The organism is Stenotrophomonas maltophilia (assembly GCF_001274595.1).
GTDB lineage: Bacteria > Pseudomonadota > Gammaproteobacteria > Xanthomonadales > Xanthomonadaceae > Stenotrophomonas > Stenotrophomonas forensis.
The window spans coordinates 1,432,511-1,450,619 of record NZ_CP011010.1; the positions used below are offsets into that span (position 1 = coordinate 1,432,511).

15 protein-coding genes are annotated in these 18,109 nt (G+C 68.4%); 10 read left to right on the forward strand and 5 right to left on the reverse strand.

What is annotated here, in order from left to right; all coding sequences use genetic code 11:
- Positions 1 to 60 precede the first annotated feature (60 nt).
- Positions 61 to 2,265 (reverse strand): TonB-dependent receptor, encoded by a 2,205-nt coding sequence (locus VN11_RS06615; protein ID WP_053449180.1) that lies wholly within the window; start codon positions 2,263 to 2,265, stop codon positions 61 to 63.
- 136 nt (positions 2,266 to 2,401) lie between these two features.
- Between VN11_RS06615 and VN11_RS06620 the strand changes: the two genes are divergently transcribed.
- Both VN11_RS06620 and VN11_RS06625 read left to right on the forward strand, forming a co-directional pair.
- Positions 2,402 to 2,815 (forward strand): MerC domain-containing protein, encoded by a 414-nt coding sequence (locus VN11_RS06620; protein ID WP_008264835.1) that lies wholly within the window; start codon positions 2,402 to 2,404, stop codon positions 2,813 to 2,815.
- A gap of 110 nt (positions 2,816 to 2,925) precedes the next feature.
- Positions 2,926 to 3,105, forward strand: a complete 180-nt coding sequence (locus VN11_RS06625; RefSeq protein WP_004150462.1) for a 30S ribosomal protein THX — start codon at positions 2,926 to 2,928, stop codon at positions 3,103 to 3,105.
- 100 nt (positions 3,106 to 3,205) lie between these two features.
- Here the strand turns inward: VN11_RS06625 and VN11_RS06630 are convergent, their stop codons facing one another.
- The 3 genes from VN11_RS06630 to VN11_RS06640 form a co-directional block, all read right to left on the reverse strand.
- Positions 3,206 to 4,456: an ectonucleotide pyrophosphatase/phosphodiesterase gene (locus VN11_RS06630; protein WP_053449181.1), complete on the reverse strand. Its 1,251-nt coding sequence runs from the start codon at positions 4,454 to 4,456 to the stop codon at positions 3,206 to 3,208.
- A 175-nt stretch (positions 4,457 to 4,631) separates the two neighbouring features.
- On the reverse strand, positions 4,632 to 5,123 hold the full coding sequence (locus tag VN11_RS06635) for a methylated-DNA--[protein]-cysteine S-methyltransferase (protein ID WP_049458877.1): 492 nt from the start codon (positions 5,121 to 5,123) through the stop codon (positions 4,632 to 4,634).
- Positions 5,120 to 6,598, reverse strand: a complete 1,479-nt coding sequence (locus tag VN11_RS06640) for a DNA-3-methyladenine glycosylase 2 family protein (protein ID WP_053449182.1) — start codon at positions 6,596 to 6,598, stop codon at positions 5,120 to 5,122. Before VN11_RS06640 ends, VN11_RS06635 begins: the two co-directional genes overlap by 4 nt.
- A gap of 423 nt (positions 6,599 to 7,021) precedes the next feature.
- Between VN11_RS06640 and VN11_RS06645 the strand changes: the two genes are divergently transcribed.
- The 4 genes from VN11_RS06645 to ubiM all read left to right on the forward strand — a co-directional run bounded on the left by VN11_RS06645 (position 7,022) and on the right by ubiM (position 10,449).
- Positions 7,022 to 8,185, forward strand: coding sequence for a hypothetical protein (locus VN11_RS06645; protein ID WP_053449183.1), 1,164 nt, complete (start codon positions 7,022 to 7,024; stop codon positions 8,183 to 8,185).
- 58 nt (positions 8,186 to 8,243) lie between these two features.
- Positions 8,244 to 8,789: a DUF4019 domain-containing protein gene (locus VN11_RS06650; RefSeq protein ID WP_053449184.1), complete on the forward strand. Its 546-nt coding sequence runs from the start codon at positions 8,244 to 8,246 to the stop codon at positions 8,787 to 8,789.
- Between the two features lie 11 nt (positions 8,790 to 8,800).
- Positions 8,801 to 9,190 carry an MAPEG family protein gene (locus VN11_RS06655; protein ID WP_053449185.1) on the forward strand — a complete coding sequence of 130 codons (390 nt, stop codon included), beginning with the start codon at positions 8,801 to 8,803 and terminating at the stop codon, positions 9,188 to 9,190.
- Between the two features lie 80 nt (positions 9,191 to 9,270).
- Positions 9,271 to 10,449, forward strand: a complete 1,179-nt coding sequence (gene ubiM / locus VN11_RS06660; protein WP_053449186.1) for a 5-demethoxyubiquinol-8 5-hydroxylase UbiM — start codon at positions 9,271 to 9,273, stop codon at positions 10,447 to 10,449.
- 11 nt (positions 10,450 to 10,460) lie between these two features.
- Here the strand turns inward: ubiM and VN11_RS06665 are convergent, their stop codons facing one another.
- Positions 10,461 to 10,682 (reverse strand): RNA-binding S4 domain-containing protein, encoded by a 222-nt coding sequence (locus tag VN11_RS06665; RefSeq protein ID WP_006426190.1) that lies wholly within the window; start codon positions 10,680 to 10,682, stop codon positions 10,461 to 10,463.
- A gap of 267 nt (positions 10,683 to 10,949) precedes the next feature.
- Here VN11_RS06665 and VN11_RS06670 point away from each other — a divergent pair, with 267 nt between their 5' ends.
- The 4 genes from VN11_RS06670 (at position 10,950) to VN11_RS06685 (ending at position 18,075) form a co-directional block, all read left to right on the forward strand.
- A complete protein-coding gene (locus tag VN11_RS06670) occupies positions 10,950 to 12,896 on the forward strand; it encodes a DEAD/DEAH box helicase (RefSeq protein WP_049432175.1) in 1,947 nt (648 codons plus the stop codon).
- 227 nt (positions 12,897 to 13,123) lie between these two features.
- The gene (locus VN11_RS06675) at positions 13,124 to 15,544 is read left to right on the forward strand and encodes a putative bifunctional diguanylate cyclase/phosphodiesterase (protein ID WP_053449187.1); all 2,421 of its coding nucleotides are present in this window, start codon (positions 13,124 to 13,126) and stop codon (positions 15,542 to 15,544) included.
- Positions 15,545 to 15,689: 145 nt separating this feature from the next.
- A complete protein-coding gene (locus VN11_RS06680; RefSeq protein WP_238581862.1) occupies positions 15,690 to 17,318 on the forward strand; it encodes a sensor domain-containing diguanylate cyclase in 1,629 nt (542 codons plus the stop codon).
- Positions 17,319 to 17,352: 34 nt separating this feature from the next.
- Positions 17,353 to 18,075, forward strand: a complete 723-nt coding sequence (locus VN11_RS06685) for a pseudouridine synthase (protein ID WP_049424580.1) — start codon at positions 17,353 to 17,355, stop codon at positions 18,073 to 18,075.
- Positions 18,076 to 18,109: the final 34 nt, after the last annotated feature.

An 18,109-nucleotide genomic window follows, 5' to 3' on the forward strand; every position in this document is an offset into this window, starting at 1 on the left:
TGGATGAGGGAGGTCAAGAGCCCTTTCCTGCGGAATGGGCTCCGACCCCGCCGTGCGCGATCAGAAGAACGCGCGGATGCCGAAAGCGACGCCACGACCCGGCAGCGGCGAGTAGTCGCGCAGCAGCGAGGTATGCGGGCGCACTTCGCGGTTGGTCAGGTTGCTGCCATCCAGGAACACCTCGTAGCTGTTGCTGGCGTTGCGGTCCCAACGGTAGGCCAGGTGCGCATCGACCAGGGTGTAGCCGCTGCTCGGTTCCTCGTTCTGCGCGACGTCCTTCTGGCGGCTGTAACGCACCGCGCCGACCGACGCGCGCCAGCCATCCTTCGACCAGCGCAGGTCGGCACCGACGCGGGCCGGAGCGATGCGCGGCAGGTAGCCGGTGTTGGCCAGTTCCACCGTGTAGTTGTGGTTGTGGTCGCCATGTGGCACCGCGATGTCCAGGTTGCGGCTGCCGCTGCCATCCAGCTTGGCCTTCACGTAATCGCCGAACAGGCGCAGGTCCCAATCACCGGCACCCCCTTCGAACAGGTGCACCAGCGCTTCGGCCTCGGCGCCGCGGAACACCGCGTCCTGCTGGGTCCAGGCACGGACCGGCAGTCCTTCGGTAACGCCGGTGTCGGCCAGGTAGATGAAGTCCTTGAACTTGGTCTGGTAGACCGATGCGGAGAAGTCCAGGCGGTCACTGTGGGTGTGGATACCCAGTTCCACGCGCTGGCCGCGCTCGGTCTTCAGATTGGCATCACCGATTTCCAGCGAACGGGTGGCGATGTGTGCGCCGGCGGCGTACAGCTCTTCATTGGTCGGCGCACGCTCGGAACTGTCCACGCCAATGCGCAGGTCCACCGCGTCGTTGAGCTTCCAGATGCCCGCAGCGGACAGGTTGGTGGCACCGAAGGTGCGGCGACGGTAGTCACCGGTCGGGTCCAGCTTGACCTGGTCGTGGCGGCCGCCCAGTTCCAGCTTGAACGGGCCGAACTGCTTTTCCTGCAGCACGAACAGGCCGATGTTCCTGGTGCCGGTATCCGGAACGAAGGCTTCTTCGCCCTTGGCGCCGAAATCACTGTTGCCGAACTGCAGGCCGAAGGCGCCGTCCCAGCCGCCGATCTGCTGCTGCACCGCTTCCAGGCGCGCTTCGATGCCACGGTTGGTGAAGCGGGTCGACGGCGTGCCGGCCTCCAGCTCCACGTGCTCGTAGTCGGTGTAGGCCACGCGTGCGTTGATGTTCTTCAGGAACGAGACCGGGTCGTAGATGCCGGCCTTGGTCTCGAAGCGGTTCTGCACCATGTCGATGCGCACGTCATGCTCGTCGCCGCCTTCCTCTTCATCGCCGTGGTCGTGGCCGTGGTCATGACCATGATCATCACCGTCGGCATGCACGTGCGCGCCATTGGGAATGCCGTAGTTGGTGCGGTAGGTGCTGGCCGATACGCCGAAGTAACCACCGTCGCCCAGCCACGTTGCGCCGACGCCACCGGCGCGAGTGCGGATCGAGCTGTTGTCCAGGCGGCCACGGCGCGGTTCTTCGCTCTCGGCCGCATCGTGGTCATGATCGTGGTCGTGGTGATCTTCCAGGCTGTCGATCACCGCGTAACCCGGGATGCGGTAGTCGTCGCCATTGCGCACCAGGCCGTCCACATGCAGCACGACGTTGCCGCTGACACCATCGAGGCGGAACATGCCGCTGCGTTCGTTGTTCACCGAATTGCCGCGCAGTTCTGCACGGCCGCTGAGCGGACGCTCCGGCAGTTCGCGCGCGATGCGGCCATCGACCACGTTGACCGCACCACCGATGGCGCCGCTGCCGAACAGCAGCGTGGCCGGCCCCTTCAGCACTTCGATCTGGTCGGCCAGGAACGGCTCGATGCTGGTGGCATGGTCGGCGCTGACCGTGGAGGCATCCATGTTGCCCATGCCATTGGACAGCACCGCCACGCGCGGGCCTTCCTGGCCGCGGATGATCGGGCGGCCGACGCCCGGGCCGAAGAACGTGCTCTGCACGCCGGGCAGCTTGGCTACGGTATCGCCGAGGGTGCCGGCCTTCTGCTCGTCCAGGCGTTCCCCGGCGAGAACCTCGACCGGGCGCGCCAGCGATTCGGCATCGCCCTGCAGCGGCGATGCGGTGACCTGCACCGACGACAGCTCGGTCAGGTGGCGGTCACGATGGGCGCTGTCCTGGCCGGCAGCAAAGGCGGCGGACGGCAGCAGGGCGGCGAGGGCCAGGGCCAGGGAATGCGGCTTGAGCCGGGGGGTGTGGGCGGGCATGGGCAGGTCCTTTGTTACAATGTATCAATCGCAGGGCGCACGAATCCCGTCGGTGGGACAGGGGGAGGGGAAACCGTGCGGGTCGGGAACGGATGTTATATTATTCCATAACGATTCGCCGACCCTGCTGGAAGTCATGTCCCTGTCCTCACGCCTGCGCCACCTGCTCGACCGATTCGGCGCCACTGGTTCGATGCTGTGCGCGGTGCATTGCGCGGTGATCCCCGTGCTGCTGGCGGCGGCGCCGTCGCTGGGCCTGTCGTTCTGGTTGAGCGACGGCGTGGAGCAGGCGCTGGTGGTGTTCGTGACCCTGCTCGGGCTGTTCAGCCTGGTCTGGGGCTATCGCCGGCATGGTGCGCTGCGCGCGCTGGGTTTCCTGATTCCGGGCCTGGTCGCGCTGTGGGCCGGCGTGCTGTACGACCCGCTGCATCACAACGCAGTGCCGCATGCGGTGGTGATGACCATCGGCGGCCTGTTGGTGGGCGTCGCGCACCTGGTCAACCTGCGCCTCAACCACGGCCACGTGCACGACGCCAGCTGCGCGCACTAGGCGCTCCGTGATAGGATTTCCGATCGTGCGCGGGGGCGCCCAGCAAGGCGGCCCCGCCGAACCCGTGTCAGTACGGGGTAACCAGATTTCACACTTGAGGAGTTGAAGACATGGGTAAGGGTGACCGCAAGACCGCCAAGGGCAAGCGCTACAACGCCAGCTACGGCAACGCCCGTTCGCACACCGCGAGCAAGGTCGCCGTAGGCGCCGCCGCCCCGGTTGCCAAGAAGACCGTGGCCAAGGCTCCGGCGAAGAAGGCTGTGGCGAAGAAGGCTGTCGCCAAGGCCTGATCCGGCCGGTCGACCGCTTCAAGGAAAAACGCGGCGCCTGGCGCCGCGTTTTTTTATGCCTGCTCGCTGAGCCGGGCGTGGGCCCGGCTCTACGGCGGCGTCAGCGCAGGGTCTGTTTCAGCGTTTCCGGGTTGCCGTCGTTCGGCGCGGCCGGCACCTGCAGCAGATGCGCCAGCAGCGGATAGACATCGACGTTGTCGAAGCCATCGATCACCAGGCCCTGGCGGAACGACGGGCCGCCGGCCACGAACACCGCACGCATGGACGGCAGGGCGTTGTCGTAGCCATGCGAACCGCGATCCTGCTTGGTGCGCTTGGCGATCCTGTCCCGATGCAGGGCATCCCAGCCTTCATCCATGGCGCAGACGATCGGCGGCACCCGCGGGTGCGTACCGTAGTGCCAGCGCGGCGGCAGGTTTTCCTTCTTCCAGCATTCGTAGTGGGCGTGGCGGCCGAGCAGGACGCGTTCGGCGTCGGCTTCGCGACCGGCGACCGGTGCGAAGCCCACCGACTGGCCCTGGCTGACATTGCGCGCGATGGCCGGATCGGCCATCGATTCGGTGGCGATCACGTGGCCTTCGGCGACGCTGGCCATGCCATGGTCGGACACCACGATCACGTTGGTTGTCGACGCCAGCCCGCGCTGCTGCAGTCCATCCAGCACCTGGCCGACGATCTGGTCGGCGCGCACGATGGCGTCGGCATACTGCTTCGAATCCGGGCCGTAGTGGTGGCCGGCCTTGTCCACGTGCTCCATGTACAGCGTGGTCAGGCGCGGCGCATCGGCGTCGGTCTGCGCCAGCCAGTCAAGCACGATGCCGGCACGCTGTTCCAGCGGTTCCTGGCCGTCGTAGATGCGCCACTGGCTCGGGCGCACCCCGCGGATTTCCGACTCGCTGCCCGGCCACGAGGTGGTGGCCGAACGCACGCCGGCATTCTCGGCGCCGACCCAGATCGGCTCGCCGCCCCACCACGCGCTGGTAGTGACCGCCTCGCGGTTGCTCAGTTCGAAACGGCCCAGTGCCTCGTCGTCCATGCTGTTGTTGACGATGCCGTGGTGGTCCGGGCGCAGGCCGGTGACGATGGTGTAGTGGTTGGGGAAGGTGAGCGACGGATAGGACGGGGTCATCCAGCGTGCACGCACGCCACCGTCGATCAGCCGCTGCAGGTTCGGGGTCAGGCCGCGATCGAGCGCGTCGGCGCGCAGGCCGTCGATGGAGATCAGCAGCAGCTTCGGCGGCGCAGCCGCAGCGACGGGCGTGGCAACGGAGGCGGAAGGGGCGGGCGCGGTGGTGCAGGCGGCCAATGGCAGCAGCAGCGCCAGCGCGCAGGTCAGGCGTACGGAAGTCATCCGCGCATGATAAGCCGGCGCAATGACCGGCCCAAGACACGCTGCGCGGAAGGGCGCAGCGTGTCCGCACATTCTTCCTTGCCCCCGCGCCGCCCAACCCACATCAATCCAGAGCCGGTCTGGTTTTTGACGTTGCCGTTGTTTCTGCGGGTGCCGGGCGCAGCCCGGCCGGCCCTCATGCAAACAATGGTGCCTGGCGTTGTTCCAGGCGCAGCAGTGCGGCCTTGGTTTCCAGGCCGCCACCGAACCCGGTCAGTGCGCCGTTGCTGCCGATCACGCGATGGCAGGGCAGGATGATCGGCAACGGGTTGCGGCCGTTGGCGGCGCCCACCGCGCGGGTTGCGCTGGGCTGGCCCAGATGCTGCGCCAGCTGCAGGTAGCTCCAGGTCTGCCCGAACGGGATCAGCGCCAGCGCTTGCCACACGCGCAGCTGGAACGGCGTGCCGCGCGGTGCCAGTTCCAGATCGAAGCTGCTGCGTTCGCCGTGCAGGAACTGCAGCAACTGCTGGCGGGCTTCCGGCAGCGCATCCGGCGCGTAGTGCCAGTCGTCGCGGCCACGCGCCGGATGGCGGTTTTCCGGAAACAGCACATGCGCAAGTCCGCGCTCGTCACCGGCGATGGTGAGCACGCCGATCGGGCTGTCGAAACGGTCGAACAACAGGGTCATGTCGGTTCTCCAACGAAAGTGCCGGACAGGTGCCACAGGTGCAGCACGGCATACGCGCGCCACGGCCGCCAGGGTTGCGAGCGCGCTTCGGTCGCACGTTCGCTCAGGCGCTGGCCCTGCGCATGGCCGAGGACCTGCTGCAGCACCAGGTCGCCGGCGGGGAAGGCATCAGGCTGGCCGAGACCCCGCAGGGCGATGTACTGCGCGGTCCACGGGCCGATGCCGGGCAGTGCCACGCAGCGGGTGACGAATTCTTCCAGCGCCTGGCCAGGCCCGAAATCGAGCTGGCCGCTGGCGCAGGCGGCGGCCAGCGCGCGCACCGTGGCGGCACGGCTGCGCGGCAGGCCGATCGATTCCAGCGGTGCCTCGGCCAGCACCTCGGGTGCGGGGAACTGGCGATCAAAGTCCGATGGCATGCCCGGCAGGTGTGCGCCGAAGGCATCCACCAGCCGGCGTGCGAACGTGGTGGCTGCGGCGACGCTGACCTGCTGGCCGAGCACCGCGCGCACGCCCACTTCGAATCCATCCCAGCCGCCCGGAACACGCAGCCCGGGGCGTTCGGCGATGCCGCGCGCCAGCAGCGGTTCTTCGCCCAGTGCGGCGTGCACCTGCTGCAGGTCGGCATCCAGGTCGAACACGCGGCGCACGCGACGCACGATGTCCGGGATCAGGCGTGGATCGACGGCGCTGAGCTGCAGGTGCAGTTCCGGCCGTTTCGGATCGGCGGTGACGCGCAGCAGGGTGGGCCGCTCAGGCGTGCCCAACACGCGCTGGTAGCTGTCTTCGCCGATCAGTTCGATGCCGGGCAGGCTGCGCTTGCGCAGGAACGCCAGCATGCGTGGGAAGTCCAGCGGCGGCCGGTAGGCCAGGCGCAGCACCAGGCCCCCCTCATCGGCGGCGAGCGGTTGATGCTGGCGGCGCAGCGCGGTGGGGGCCATGCCGCAGCCCTGGAGGAACGCGGTATTGAAGCGGCGTAGGCTGTTGTAGCCGGCTGCCAGCGCGACGTCGGTCACCGGCAGCGTGGTTTCGGTCAACAGCTGCTTGGCCAGCAGCAGGCGATGGGTGGCGTGGATCTGTCCGGGTGTCGCGCCCAGGTGTTCAACGAAAAGCCGTTGCAGCTGGCGTGCACTGAGTCCGATCTTCTCTGCGAGGTCTGCCACCGGTTGTTCCTGCAGGAAGCCACCCTGGATCAGGGCCAGGGCGCGCTGCACGGCCTGGCCGGCAAGTGCCTGCTGGGCCTGGGGCGCCAGTTCCGGGCGGCAGCGCAGGCACGGCCGGTAGCCGGCGGCGGCGGCGGCAGCGGCGCTCGGGTAGTAGGTGATGTTGCGCGGCTTTGGCGGGGGCGCGGGGCACACCGGGCGGCAATAGATGCCGGTGCTGCGCACGGCGGTGAAGAACACGCCGTCGAAGCGCGCGTCACGGGCCAGGCGGGCGCGGTCACAGGCGGCGGTGTCGAGGGCGAGAGCGGTGTCCATGGCGCCAGTCTAGGCGGGTGCGGGTGGGGATACTCGCCGGATTCGGACATGGATGCTGGAGAGGGTACTGGCAGGGCTTGCAGCCCTGCACCCGCAACGTCAACGTCTCAATCAAGAGCTGGCAGTCCGTGGGATGGCGGGGCGGTGTGGGCTGGCAGGACACGCCGTAAACCCGTCCTTGGGGGCTCGATGGCGCCATCCATGGCGCCAACGGTCCTGCCAACCCACACCGCCCCACCTCTGACAGTTGGTCGCTGCTGTTGGTGGGTGCCGACCGTTGGTCGGCACGCTTTTGCTGTTGGTAGGTGTCGACCTTGGTCGACACGCTTTCCCAAGGGTCAGAAGGGGTTCAGTGCTGCGCGCTGAATGCGCGGTTTGGACAGGTAGACTGTGGCCCTTGCTCCCCTGAAGGCCGGTTGCCCGATGTCCGCCAAACTCCGCTGGTTGCCCCTGTTGTGCCTGGCCCTGGCGGGCTGCAGTCAGCTGGAGAATCCGGGCAATGTGACCGCTGCCGACAAGGCGGCGCGGGCGCCGGCCAGTGATGGCGAGAACATGGTGTCGATCAATGCGGCTGACGCACCGCCGCCGCCCGCTCCGCCGCGCAGCCGGGCCGATCGGCCGTGGCCGCAGGCGCAACTGGAGAATGGCCGCGCCTGGGTCAGCTGCAGCACCGAGTACGCCGGCGACGCCGGTGATGGCATCGAGCTGGAGGGCCTGCAGCGCGATCAGATCAGCCAGGCGCTGGCGCCCTGCGCCGAGCGTGGCCTGATGCGCGTGCGCTATTCCGGAAAGATCAATCCGGGCTTCGCCGAGATGATGTGGCGGCTGGCCGTGGTCGCCGACGAGCAGAAGATCCACAAGCGCATCCTCGACCTGGATTCCAGCGGCGGCCAGGTGGAATCGGCCATCGTGGCCGGTGACAGCATCGGTGAATCGGGCTGGACCATCTGGGTGCGCGAAGGCTCGATCTGCCACAGTGCCTGCGTGTTCGTGCTGGCCGCCGGTGACAACCGCCTGCTGTCGGGCAAGGTCGGCATCCACCGCATGATGCGCATCAGTTCCAAGGCCACCTCGCGTGCTGAACTCAATCGCGAGCTGCACGAGGTCTACGACAACGTGAAGGATTACCTGCAGCGCAACGGCGTGGCGGTGGGCGTGGCCGATCTGATGATGACCGTGCCCAACCGCAGCCTGCGCCTGCTGACCCCCGACGAGCTGCGCCAGTACGGCCTGGATGGCACCAACGCGGTGCAGGACGACCTGGAGCGGATCAAGCAGATGCGCGCCTGCGGCGATGATTTCGTACAGCGCAAGGATGCGTTCCTGATCGCCTTCGACCAGCAGTGCAAGCGCGAAGGTGCTGACATGGAGTCGATCAACAGCTGTGGCCAGGCACTGAAGCAGCGCTTCGGTTTCCCGGATGCGGTGTGTCCTGAAGAGAGCCCGCTGTCGGAGATCGATGTGGCCACGCTGCCGCCGGCGCCGTCCGAGCCACCGCCGGTGGCCGAGCAGGCTCCTGCGGAGGCCGGAAAGCCTGCCGCGCAGGCCGACGCTGCGGTGGTCGAGGGCAGCGCCCACGCGCGCTGACGAACAGCTCACTGCGCTGGCGTAGACTGCGGTTCTTTCCCGGTAACCGGCGGTGTCCATGAAGCGCGTGCTCCTGCTGCTGTCCCTGATGCCCTTCACTGTGTTGGCGCAGGTGCCTGCGCCGGCCACTCCTGCCCCGGCACCCGCGCGCCCGGCGCCGGCATCGCCGGCGGCCGCGAAGCCGGCCACCGCCGGTGCCCCGGCGTTGACCGCCGCGCAGCAGGCGCAGGTGCAGAAGCAGGACGCGGAAATGGGCGCGGCCGCAGTGAAGGCGGCGCAGCTGGTCGATGCCAATCGTGCCGGTGAATTGTGGGAAGGCGCCTCCGCCGTCGCGCGACGTGCGGTGCCCAAGGCGGCCTTCGTCAGCCAGCTGACCACCGAGCGCACGCGGTTGGGCGCGATGGCCGGCCGCGGCCAGCCGACCATCACCCGGGTCAAGTACGGCGCCGGTGCCGCCGTGCCCGAAGGCCTGTACATCAACGTCAGCTTCCCAACCCGTTTCGCCAACAGCGCGCAGCCGGTACGCGAACTGGTGTCGTTCCGTTTCGACGAGGACCAGGTGTGGCGCCTGGCCGGTTACAGCCTGCGTGCATCGGCACCCTGAGGAGCACAGCGATGGCAACTGAACTGACGATGCTGGCCTGGTCGGTGCTGCTGGGCTTTGTCTACATCTTCGCTACCTCCACCGTGGTCACCCGCGAGCGTGGCCTGAAGTGGAATGCCTCGGCGCGTGATGGCCAGGCCCGGCCGCTCAGTGCGCTGGCCGGCCGCCTGCAGCGGGCCCAGGCCAACTTCCTGGAGACCTTCCCGTTCTTCGCCGCCGCCGCGATCGCGGTGGTGCTGGCCGGGCGCAGCAACGACACCACCGCATTGGCCGCGCAGGCCTACTTCTGGGCACGAGTGGTCTATCTGCCGCTGTATGCCGCCGGCGTGCCCTATGTGCGCAGCCTGGTCTGGGCGGTATCGTTGCTGGCCATCCTGGCGCTGGTGTTCGCGTTGTTGTGAGCCGGGCCTGATCCAGATCAAGGCCGGTCAGCTGCGTGGCGCTATGCTGGCGCGGACTGGATCAACGGCAGGAGGCGCGCATGCGCAGGATGGACGTGGTGGTGGTCGGCGCGGGCCCGGCGGGACTGTGCTTCGCACGCGCGCTGGCCGGTAGCGGCCTGCAGGTCGGGCTGGTGGAGGTGCAGCCGCGCCAGGTACTGGCCGAGGCGGCCTTCGATGGTCGTGAGATCGCGCTGACCCATGCCTCGCGGCAGAGCCTGGAGCAGCTGGGGCTGTGGCAGCGCCTGGCGCAGGCCGAAGTGGCCGAGTTGCGCGACGCAAGGGTGATGAACGGCGGCTCACCGTTTGCGCTGACCTTCGCCAGCAGCCAGGTCGACGGCCAGCCGCTGGGCTGGCTGGTGCCCAACCATCTGATCCGCCGCGCCGCGTGGGATGCCGTGCAGGGCCAGGACGGGCTGGAGTTGTTCGATGGCCGCAAGGTGCTGGGCGTGCAGGCCGATGCACAGGGCCACGTGGTTACGCTGGACGACGGCAGCAAGCTGCACGCGCGGCTGCTGGTGGCTGCCGACAGCCGCTTTTCGGCAACCCGTCGCATGCTCGGCATCGGCGCGCAGATGCGTGACTTCGGCAAATCGATGCTGGTCTGCCGCATGCAGGTCGAGCGCGATCACCACCACACTGCGTGGGAGTGGTTCGGCTATGGCCGCACCATGGCATTGCTGCCGCTCAACGAGGGCCAGGCATCGGCGGTGATCACGCTGCCGCCGCGGCAGATCGAGGAACTGCTGGCGATGGACGAGGTGGCGTTCGGTGAGGCCATCAGTGCCTGCTTCGAACACCGCCTGGGCCGGATGCAGCCGGTGGCCACGCCGCAGGCGTATCCGCTGGTAGGGGTGTACGCGCACCGGTTCGTGGGCGAGCGCTCTGCGCTGGTCGGCGATGCGGCGGTGGGCATGCACCCGGTCACCGCGCATGGCTTCAACCTGGGCCTGGCCAGCGCACAGCGGCTGGCGCAGGGCATCGTCGGGCAGCAGCGGCGTGGCGCCGACATCGCGGCCGAGGGCATGCTGGCCCGATATCAGCGTGGCCATCGACTGGCGTCGCGGCCGTTGTACGAGGCCACCAACGCGATCGCCAGCCTGTACACCGACGATCGACGCCCGGCGCGGCTGCTGCGTGCGGCCGGCCTGCGCGTGGCGCAGGGCGTGGCGCCGTTCAGGCAATTGATCGCCTCGCACCTGACCCAGCGCGTGGCCTGAACGGGTTCAGATCAGCCGGCAGCCAGCACGCGGATCTGGCTGTCGGCGAATTCAACCACCTGGCCAGCGCGGATCTTGCAGGCCTTGCGCAGTTCGACCTCACCGTCGACCAGCACCTGGCCTTCGCTGATGACCATCTTGGCCTCGCCGCCGCTGGTGACCAGGTCGGCCAGCTTGAGCAGCTGCTTGAGTTCGACGTAGTCGCCGTCGAGGTCGAATTCGAGAATCTGCATGGAGCGGGGTTCCTGGGAAGAGGGCGCAGGCCGGTGGCCGGGCCGGAAAGAGGGCGCGTATTGTGCGCCAGCACCGGGCATGACCGCACGCGCCCGGAAAAGCTGTACGCCTCGTTCAGGATCAATGCGGTATCATTCCGCTCTGAGCGAGTTAAATCTCCTCCGACCGAGCAGCGCCAGGGCACGCGATAAGAAGGGCGCCCAAAGCGCGGACCATCCCTTTTTTATCGCACTGCCAGAACGACGGCAGTGCCTTTGGAGTTCCCCATGTCCCAAGATTCCCAAGCGCCGCTGCAGTTTGCGCAGCTCGGCCTGTCCGAACCCGTGATGCAGGCGGTCACCGCCATCGGCTACGAAACCCCGTCGCCGATCCAGGCCGCCACCATCCCGGCGATGCTGGAAGGCCGCGACGTGCTGGGCCAGGCCCAGACCGGTACCGGCAAGACGGCGGCCTTCGCCCTGCCGGTACTGTCCAACATCGACCTGCAGCAGATCAAGCCCCAGGCCCTGATCCTGGCGCCGACCCGCGAACTGGCCATCCAGGTCGCCGAGGCGTTCCAGTCCTATTCGTCGAAGATTCCCGGCTTCCGCGTGCTGCCGGTGTACGGCGGCCAGCCCTATGGCCAGCAGCTGTCGGCGCTGCGCCGCGGCGTGCACATCGTGGTCGGTACTCCCGGCCGCGTGATCGACCATCTCGACCGCAGCACCCTGGACCTGTCCGAGCTGAAGACGCTGGTGCTGGACGAAGCCGATGAAATGCTGCGCATGGGCTTCATCGATGACGTCGAGGCCGTGCTGAAGAAGCTGCCGGAACAGCGCCAGGTTGCGCTGTTCTCGGCCACCATGCCGCCGCAGATCCGCCGCATCGCGCAGACCTACCTGCAGGACCCGGTGGAAGTGACCATCGCGGCCAAGACCACCACCTCGGCCAACATCCGCCAGCGTTACTGGTGGGTGAGCGGCATGCACAAGCTGGACGCGCTGACCCGCATCCTGGAAGTCGAGCCGTTCGATGCGATGATCATCTTCGCCCGCACCAAGGCCGGCACCGAAGAACTGGCCAGCAAGCTGCAGGCCCGTGGCCTGGCCGCGGCCGCGATCAACGGTGACATGCAGCAGGCCCAGCGTGAGCGCACCATCGCCATGCTGAAGGAAGGCAAGCTGGACATCCTGGTTGCCACCGACGTGGCCGCCCGCGGCCTGGACGTGGAGCGCATCAGCCACGTGCTGAACTACGACATCCCGTACGACACCGAAAGCTACGTGCACCGCATCGGCCGTACCGGCCGCGCCGGCCGCAGCGGTGAAGCGATCCTGTTCGCCACCCCGCGCGAGAAGGGCATGCTGCGCCAGATCGAGCGCGCTACCCGCCAGCCGATCGAGGAGATGCAGCTGCCGAGCGTGGAAGCGGTCAACGATACCCGCATCAACAAGTTCACCTCGCGCATCACCGAAACCCTCGGTGCCGGTGGCCTGGACTTCTACCGCCAGCTGCTGGAGCGCTTCGAGAACGAGCAGAACGTGCCGGCCATCGAAGTGGCTGCCGCGCTGGCCAAGATGCTGCAGGGTGACACCCCGTTCCTGCTGCAGCCGCCGGTGCGTGCGCCGCGCGAAGAGCGTGCACCGCGCGAGCGCTTCGACCGTGGCGACCGCCCGGAGCGTGGCGATCGCTTCGACCGCAACGAGCGCGGCCCGCGTTTCGAGCGTGGCCCGCGTCGTGACGATGCCGAAGGTGGTTTCGAGCAGCGCCCGCGCCGCGAGGTTCCGCCGCGTGGTGCGCCGGAGCAGGGCATGGAGACCTACCGTATTTCGGTCGGCCACCAGCACGGCGTGAAGCCGGCCAACATCGTCGGCGCCATCGCCAACGAAGCGGGCCTGGAAAGCCGCTTCATCGGCCGCATCGACATCCACGACGACTTCTCGCTGCTGGACCTGCCGGCGCAGATGCCGCCGGACGTGCTGTCGCACCTGCAGAAGGTGTGGGTGTCGGGCCAGCAGCTGCAGATGCGCGCGCTGGCGCCGGGTGAAGACACCAACCCGGCCCCGCGTCCGTTCAAGCCGCGCTTCGACAAGCGTGGTCCGGGCGGCCCGGGTGGCCCGCGTCGTGGCGGCCCGGGTGGTCCGGGTGGCCACGGTGGCGACCGCGGCGGTGACCGCGACAGCCGCCCGCCGCGTCGTGACGGCTTCAAGCCGCGCGGCCCGCGCAGCTACTGAGCCGCACCGCAGCCCTGACAACGCCAGCCTTCGGGCTGGCGTTGCCCGTTCCGGGCCCGCAAAAAGGGGACGGAGGGGATTAAGTCGTAAATGGCAGGCCAGGTGCTTATGCCATAAACGACTTAATCCCCTCCGTCCCCTTTTTCGCATGGTCAACACATTCCCGGTCCTAGGCTGAGCCAGTTCCAAGGGAGGTTGTCACCGCAGCACATTCGGGGGGATCCGGGATGGGTAGGAGTGGCACGGACCAGCAGAGCCGACGGGTTCCCATGACCCGGGGCCTGGGACTGCGATTTGCGTTGCTGACGGGCATGGCGATTGGATTGGTCGCACTGTCCGCGCTGATCCAGGAACTGCAGGCGGCCTCCACCGCCTGGATTGCCGGCCAGGGCTACTGGTCGCGCGGTCAGCAGGATGCAACCGCCGCGCTCAGTCGTTACCTGGCGCGGGGCGATGCCCAGGACCTGGACGACGCGCGCCAGGCCCTGCAGGTGCCGTTGGGCGATCTGCAGGCGCGGCTGGCGCTGGAGCAGGCTGAGCCGGATGAAGCCAAGGCCAGGCAGGGGTTCCTGCAGGGCGGCAACGCGCGCGCTGATATTCCGCGCCTGGTGTTCTCGTTCCGCTATGCACGCGATATCGGTGCCTTCCGCGAAGCAACCGCGCTGTGGCGGAAGACCGACGGCGACCTGATGGCGGTGCAGCGCCTGGTCGATGAATTGCAGCTGCGGCACGACAGTGGCCCGCTGCCGATCGCCGCGCGTGATCGCTACCTGCAGCAACTGGGTGACCTTGATCGGCGGATGCAGGTGCAGAGCCAGGCGTTCTCGCAGGCGCTGTTGCGGATGGCGACGCTGGTGAGGCTGGCCACGTTGATGGTTGCGGGCCTGTCGGTGCTTGCGATCAGCCTGATGGCCGTGGCGCTGGCGCGTCGCGTCGGCAAGGACCTGACCGAGCACGAGAGCCGTTTCCGCGCGGCGTTCTACCAGGCCAACGTGGGCATGCTCAAGCTCGACACCGATGGCAAGGTGATCGAGGCCAACCAGGCCATGGCGGACATTCTCGATTATCGTCGCGATGTGCTGCTGCAGATGTCACTGCACGATCTGTTGATGGACGGCGAACTGGTCATCGACGGTGTCGGCCGCATCGACTGGGACCGGCAGCTGCGGCCAAGCGAACTGCGCTTCCGGCGGCGCGACGGCAGCCTGGTCTGGGGGCGCTGGAGTGGTACCGGCGTGCACAGCAGCGGGGGGCTGTCGGTGTTCGCGATCATCGAGGATGTCAGCCAGAACCATGCGCTGGCACGTGAGATCGAGCATCACGCCAGCCACGATCCGCTGACCGGCCTGATCAACCGCCGCGAGATCGAACGCCTGCTGGAGCGCGCGCTGCTGCAGGTGCGCAGCGACGGTGGCACGCATTCGCTGTGCTACATCAACCTGGATCATTTCAAGCTGGTCAACGACAGCTTCGGGCATGCCGCCGGCGACCAGATGCTGCGCAGTTTCGCCGATTACCTGGTGGCGGCCGTGCGCGATGGCGACTGGGTCGGCCGGCTCGGTGCCGATGAGTTCGCCGTGTTCCTCGCCCATGCTGGTCAGGACGAAGCCAAGCGGGTGCTGCAGCGGGTGATCCGCAACCTGGGCCAGGCCACTTTCCCGATCAGCGAGGGCAGCCCGCAGCTGAGCTGCAGCATCGGCGTGGTCGAGGTCAGTGCCGATGCCCCCGACGTGAACTGGCTGATGAGTGCCGCCGACAGCGCCTGCTATGCGGCCAAGCAGGCGGGCCGCAACCGCGTGCACTGCTTCAACGAGAACCGCATGGCGCTGGAAGAACGGCGCCTGGAGGCCGAACGCCTGCAGGGCGTCAGCCTGGCGATGGCCGAGAACCGCATGCTGCTGTATGCGCAGCGCATCGCCCGGGTGGGAGATCCGTCCTACCTGCACTACGAGGTACTGGTGCGCATGCGCGGCACCGACGGCAGCCTGCATCTGCCCGGCCAGTTCATGCCGGCGGTGGAGCGCTACGGCATGGCCGTGGCGCTGGATCGCCATGTGCTCGGGCTGCTGTTCCGGCACCTGCAGGTCTGCCCGGCGCATGTACGCCAGCTGGGCCTGTGCAACGTCAACGTTTCGGCCCAGTCGATCGCCGAACCGGGATTCCTGGCCTTCGTCTGCGACCTGCTCGAGCGCAACCGCGCACTGGCGTCCAAGCTGTGCTTCGAGATCACCGAGACCGCTGCGATCAGCAACCTCAGCCAGGCGCGCGCCTTCATCGATGCGGTGAAGGCGCGGGGCTGCCGGATGGCGCTGGACGACTTCGGTTCCGGCCTGTCCTCGTTCGGCTACCTGCGCCAGCTGCCGGCCGACATCCTGAAGATCGATGGTGCATTCGTGCGCGACATGGACACCGATCCGGTCAGCCACGCCACCGTGCGGGCGATCAGCGAGCTGGGGCGCGAGCTGCAGATGGAAGTGGTGGCCGAGTGGGTGGAGACCGCCGAGGTGGCCGGCGCGCTGACCAGGCTGGGGGTACAGGGCCTGCAGGGCTATGCGATCGAACGGCCGCAGCCGCTGGAACGGATGACCCTGACCGACCTGAAGCCCTTCCGGCTGGTGGCGGTGAACGGGCCGCAGGGCGCGGGCTGAACGGACGGCGGCGACTTTGGTCTACACATGCGCGGCGCGCCCGGCTGCGATAATGCGCGCCAGGGGCGACGTGCAGTGGGCGCGGACGTAAGCAGGAACAGGACGTGGCGTGGGCAGCAGGCAGTGGCGGTATGGAACAGGGGGGATGCTGGCCGTCCTGCTGATGTGGTGGGCGATACCGTGGCCGCTTCAGGCTGCCGAGGCCGTATCGGGCCGCGATTACCTGCTGGTCGGGGGCGCCACCGACGCGCCGACCCCACATCGTGCGTGCACGCCGCAAATGCTGTCCGGTGCCCGCCAGCAGGTGGAAGTGCCCGCGCCGCCCGGGGGCTGGTCGGGCGAGCCACAGGCGCTGGACGTGTTCAACGTCTTCGCCGGCGAGGTCCGGGTCCAGCACGGTGACCGCGAAATCTGCGGCAACATGCACGATGCCCGCACCCGCGATTCACGCTTCCGCGCAGGCATCGGCCTGGTCGCGGTACCGCCGGCCGGCAGCCACGCGCCATTCGTGGTCTCCTGGCAGACGCCGCTGAAGGCGCGCTGGGTTCCGACCCTGCGGCTGGGCGCGCCCAGCCCGGTGCAGCAGAACGACACCGCCCGCCTGCTGGTGCGCGCCGCCTGCATTGCCGTGGCCATCGCCTTGGCGCTGTCGGCGCTGATGGCGTTCCTGACCACGCGCGACCGCAGTTTCCTGGTCTACATCGCCGGCACCACCGTGCTGGTGCTGTGGCAGGCGATCCTCGGTGGCCTCAGCGGCTACCCGGAGCCCTGGCTGCCGGTGGGCGAGCGCGGGGCCTGGTGGTTGCTTTCGCTGACCGCGGCCACCCAGGCACTGGTGCTGCCGGCGCTGTGGCGGCTGAACGGTGGCGACCGCGCGCTGCCCCGTTCGCGGCCGCTGCAGGCGATCGTGCTGTGGGGGCTGCTGGCGCTGGCCGTGCTGGTGCCGTGGCTGCGCTGGGGCCAGCTGGCCTGGGTCGCACAGGGCCTGCAGGTGACCTATCTGCTGGGGTGTGGCCTGGCGTTGCTGGCCGGGGTCTGGGCGCGCTGGCGCGGCGACCGCTGGGCGCAGGCCGGGCTGGCCGCGCTGGCGCCGATGCTGGTATTGATCATCGCCGACGCCAGTGCAGCCGAATGGTTGCTGGAGTACCGGGTGGAGGCGCTGCAGCTGGCGGTGACCTGGCTGCTGATGATGGCCGCCTACGCCATGAACCAACGCCTCGGGCGGCTGCGCCAGCAGCGCGATGAGCTGCGCCAGCTGGCCGAGACCGATGGCCTGACCGGGCTGCCCAACCGGCGCGCAGGACTGCAGCAGCTGGCCCGTCACCTGGCACAGGTTGACCGTGAGCGCGGCCCGCTGGTGATCGGCTTCCTCGACATCGACCTGTTCAAGGACATCAACGATCGCCACGGCCATGCGGTGGGTGACCAGGTACTGGTCGCGGTCGCGCGCGCCCTGCGCGCGGCGGTGCGCAGCCAGGACGAAGTGGTGCGGATGGGCGGCGAGGAGTTCCTGCTGCTGATGCCGGGCATGCCGCGCGAAGCCGCGTCGGCGCGGCTGGACCGACTGCGCCAGCGCATCACCGAGGCCGGCCAGGCACTGCAGGTACCGGGGCTGGAAGTGACCGCCAGCATTGGATTGGCGCAATGGCGACCGGGCGAGGACGATCTGGCCGGGCTGCTGCGCCGGGCCGACCATGCCATGTACGTGGCCAAGCGCGCCGGCCGCAACCGGGTCTTCGACGGCGAAGAGCTTGATCCGGCTGCATCGGCATGAAGCGCGGCGGGCGGCGATGCCGGATAATAGGGCGATGACCACCCGACTCAACAAACATATCGCCGACACCGGCTTCTGCTCCCGCCGCGAGGCCGATCGCCTGATCGCCGCCCGCCGCGTCACCGTCAACGGCCATGCGGCCGGCACCGGCGCGGTGGTGGGCGAGGAAGACCAGGTGCTGGTCGACGGCCAGCCGCTGCGCGCGCGCGTCGCCCGCAAGCCCGGCGCCCGCCGCCACGTCTACATCGCGCTGAACAAGCCGGTGGGCGTCACCTGCACCACCGAAACGTCGGTCAAGGGCAACATCGTCGACTTCGTGGGCCACGAACAGCGCATCTTCCCGATCGGCCGCCTGGACAAGGAGTCGGAAGGGCTGATCCTGATGACCAGCAACGGCGACATCGTCAACCAGATCCTGCGTGCCGAGAACGGGCACCAGAAGGAATACTTGGTGGCGGTGAACAAGCCGGTCACCGACGAGTTCCTGCGGGGCATGGCGCGCGGCGTGCGCATCCACGACCAGATGACGCTGCCATGCAAGACTTCGCGCATCGCCAAGTTCGGTTTCCGCATCACCCTGCAGCAGGGCCTGAACCGGCAGATCCGCCTGATGGCGGCCGAGTTCGGCTACCGCGTGACCCAGCTGCGCCGCGTGCGCATCGACAACATCAAGATCGGTGCGCTGAAGCCGGGCCAGTGGCGCAACCTGACCGAGCAGGAGCTGCAGGGCCTGCTGCCGAAGCAGCTGGACTGGTAGGGCCGGCCGCTCGCCGGCTGCAAGGTGCCTTCGA

Bases quoted from the DNA above. Each gene is read 5' to 3' on its own strand.
- VN11_RS06615 (WP_053449180.1), bottom strand. From the start codon at position 2,265: ATGCCCGCCCACACCCCCCGGCTCAAGCCGCATTCCCTGGCCCTGGCC.
- VN11_RS06620 (WP_008264835.1), top strand. From the start codon at position 2,402: ATGTCCCTGTCCTCACGCCTGCGCCACCTGCTCGACCGATTCGGCGCC.
- VN11_RS06625 (WP_004150462.1), top strand. From the start codon at position 2,926: ATGGGTAAGGGTGACCGCAAGACCGCCAAGGGCAAGCGCTACAACGCC.
- VN11_RS06630 (WP_053449181.1), bottom strand. From the start codon at position 4,456: ATGACTTCCGTACGCCTGACCTGCGCGCTGGCGCTGCTGCTGCCATTG.
- VN11_RS06635 (WP_049458877.1), bottom strand. From the start codon at position 5,123: ATGACCCTGTTGTTCGACCGTTTCGACAGCCCGATCGGCGTGCTCACC.
- VN11_RS06640 (WP_053449182.1), bottom strand. From the start codon at position 6,598: ATGGACACCGCTCTCGCCCTCGACACCGCCGCCTGTGACCGCGCCCGC.
- VN11_RS06645 (WP_053449183.1), top strand. From the start codon at position 7,022: ATGTCCGCCAAACTCCGCTGGTTGCCCCTGTTGTGCCTGGCCCTGGCG.
- VN11_RS06650 (WP_053449184.1), top strand. From the start codon at position 8,244: ATGAAGCGCGTGCTCCTGCTGCTGTCCCTGATGCCCTTCACTGTGTTG.
- VN11_RS06655 (WP_053449185.1), top strand. From the start codon at position 8,801: ATGGCAACTGAACTGACGATGCTGGCCTGGTCGGTGCTGCTGGGCTTT.
- ubiM (WP_053449186.1), top strand. From the start codon at position 9,271: ATGCGCAGGATGGACGTGGTGGTGGTCGGCGCGGGCCCGGCGGGACTG.
- VN11_RS06665 (WP_006426190.1), bottom strand. From the start codon at position 10,682: ATGCAGATTCTCGAATTCGACCTCGACGGCGACTACGTCGAACTCAAG.
- VN11_RS06670 (WP_049432175.1), top strand. From the start codon at position 10,950: ATGTCCCAAGATTCCCAAGCGCCGCTGCAGTTTGCGCAGCTCGGCCTG.
- VN11_RS06675 (WP_053449187.1), top strand. From the start codon at position 13,124: ATGGGTAGGAGTGGCACGGACCAGCAGAGCCGACGGGTTCCCATGACC.
- VN11_RS06680 (WP_238581862.1), top strand. From the start codon at position 15,690: ATGCTGGCCGTCCTGCTGATGTGGTGGGCGATACCGTGGCCGCTTCAG.
- VN11_RS06685 (WP_049424580.1), top strand. From the start codon at position 17,353: ATGACCACCCGACTCAACAAACATATCGCCGACACCGGCTTCTGCTCC.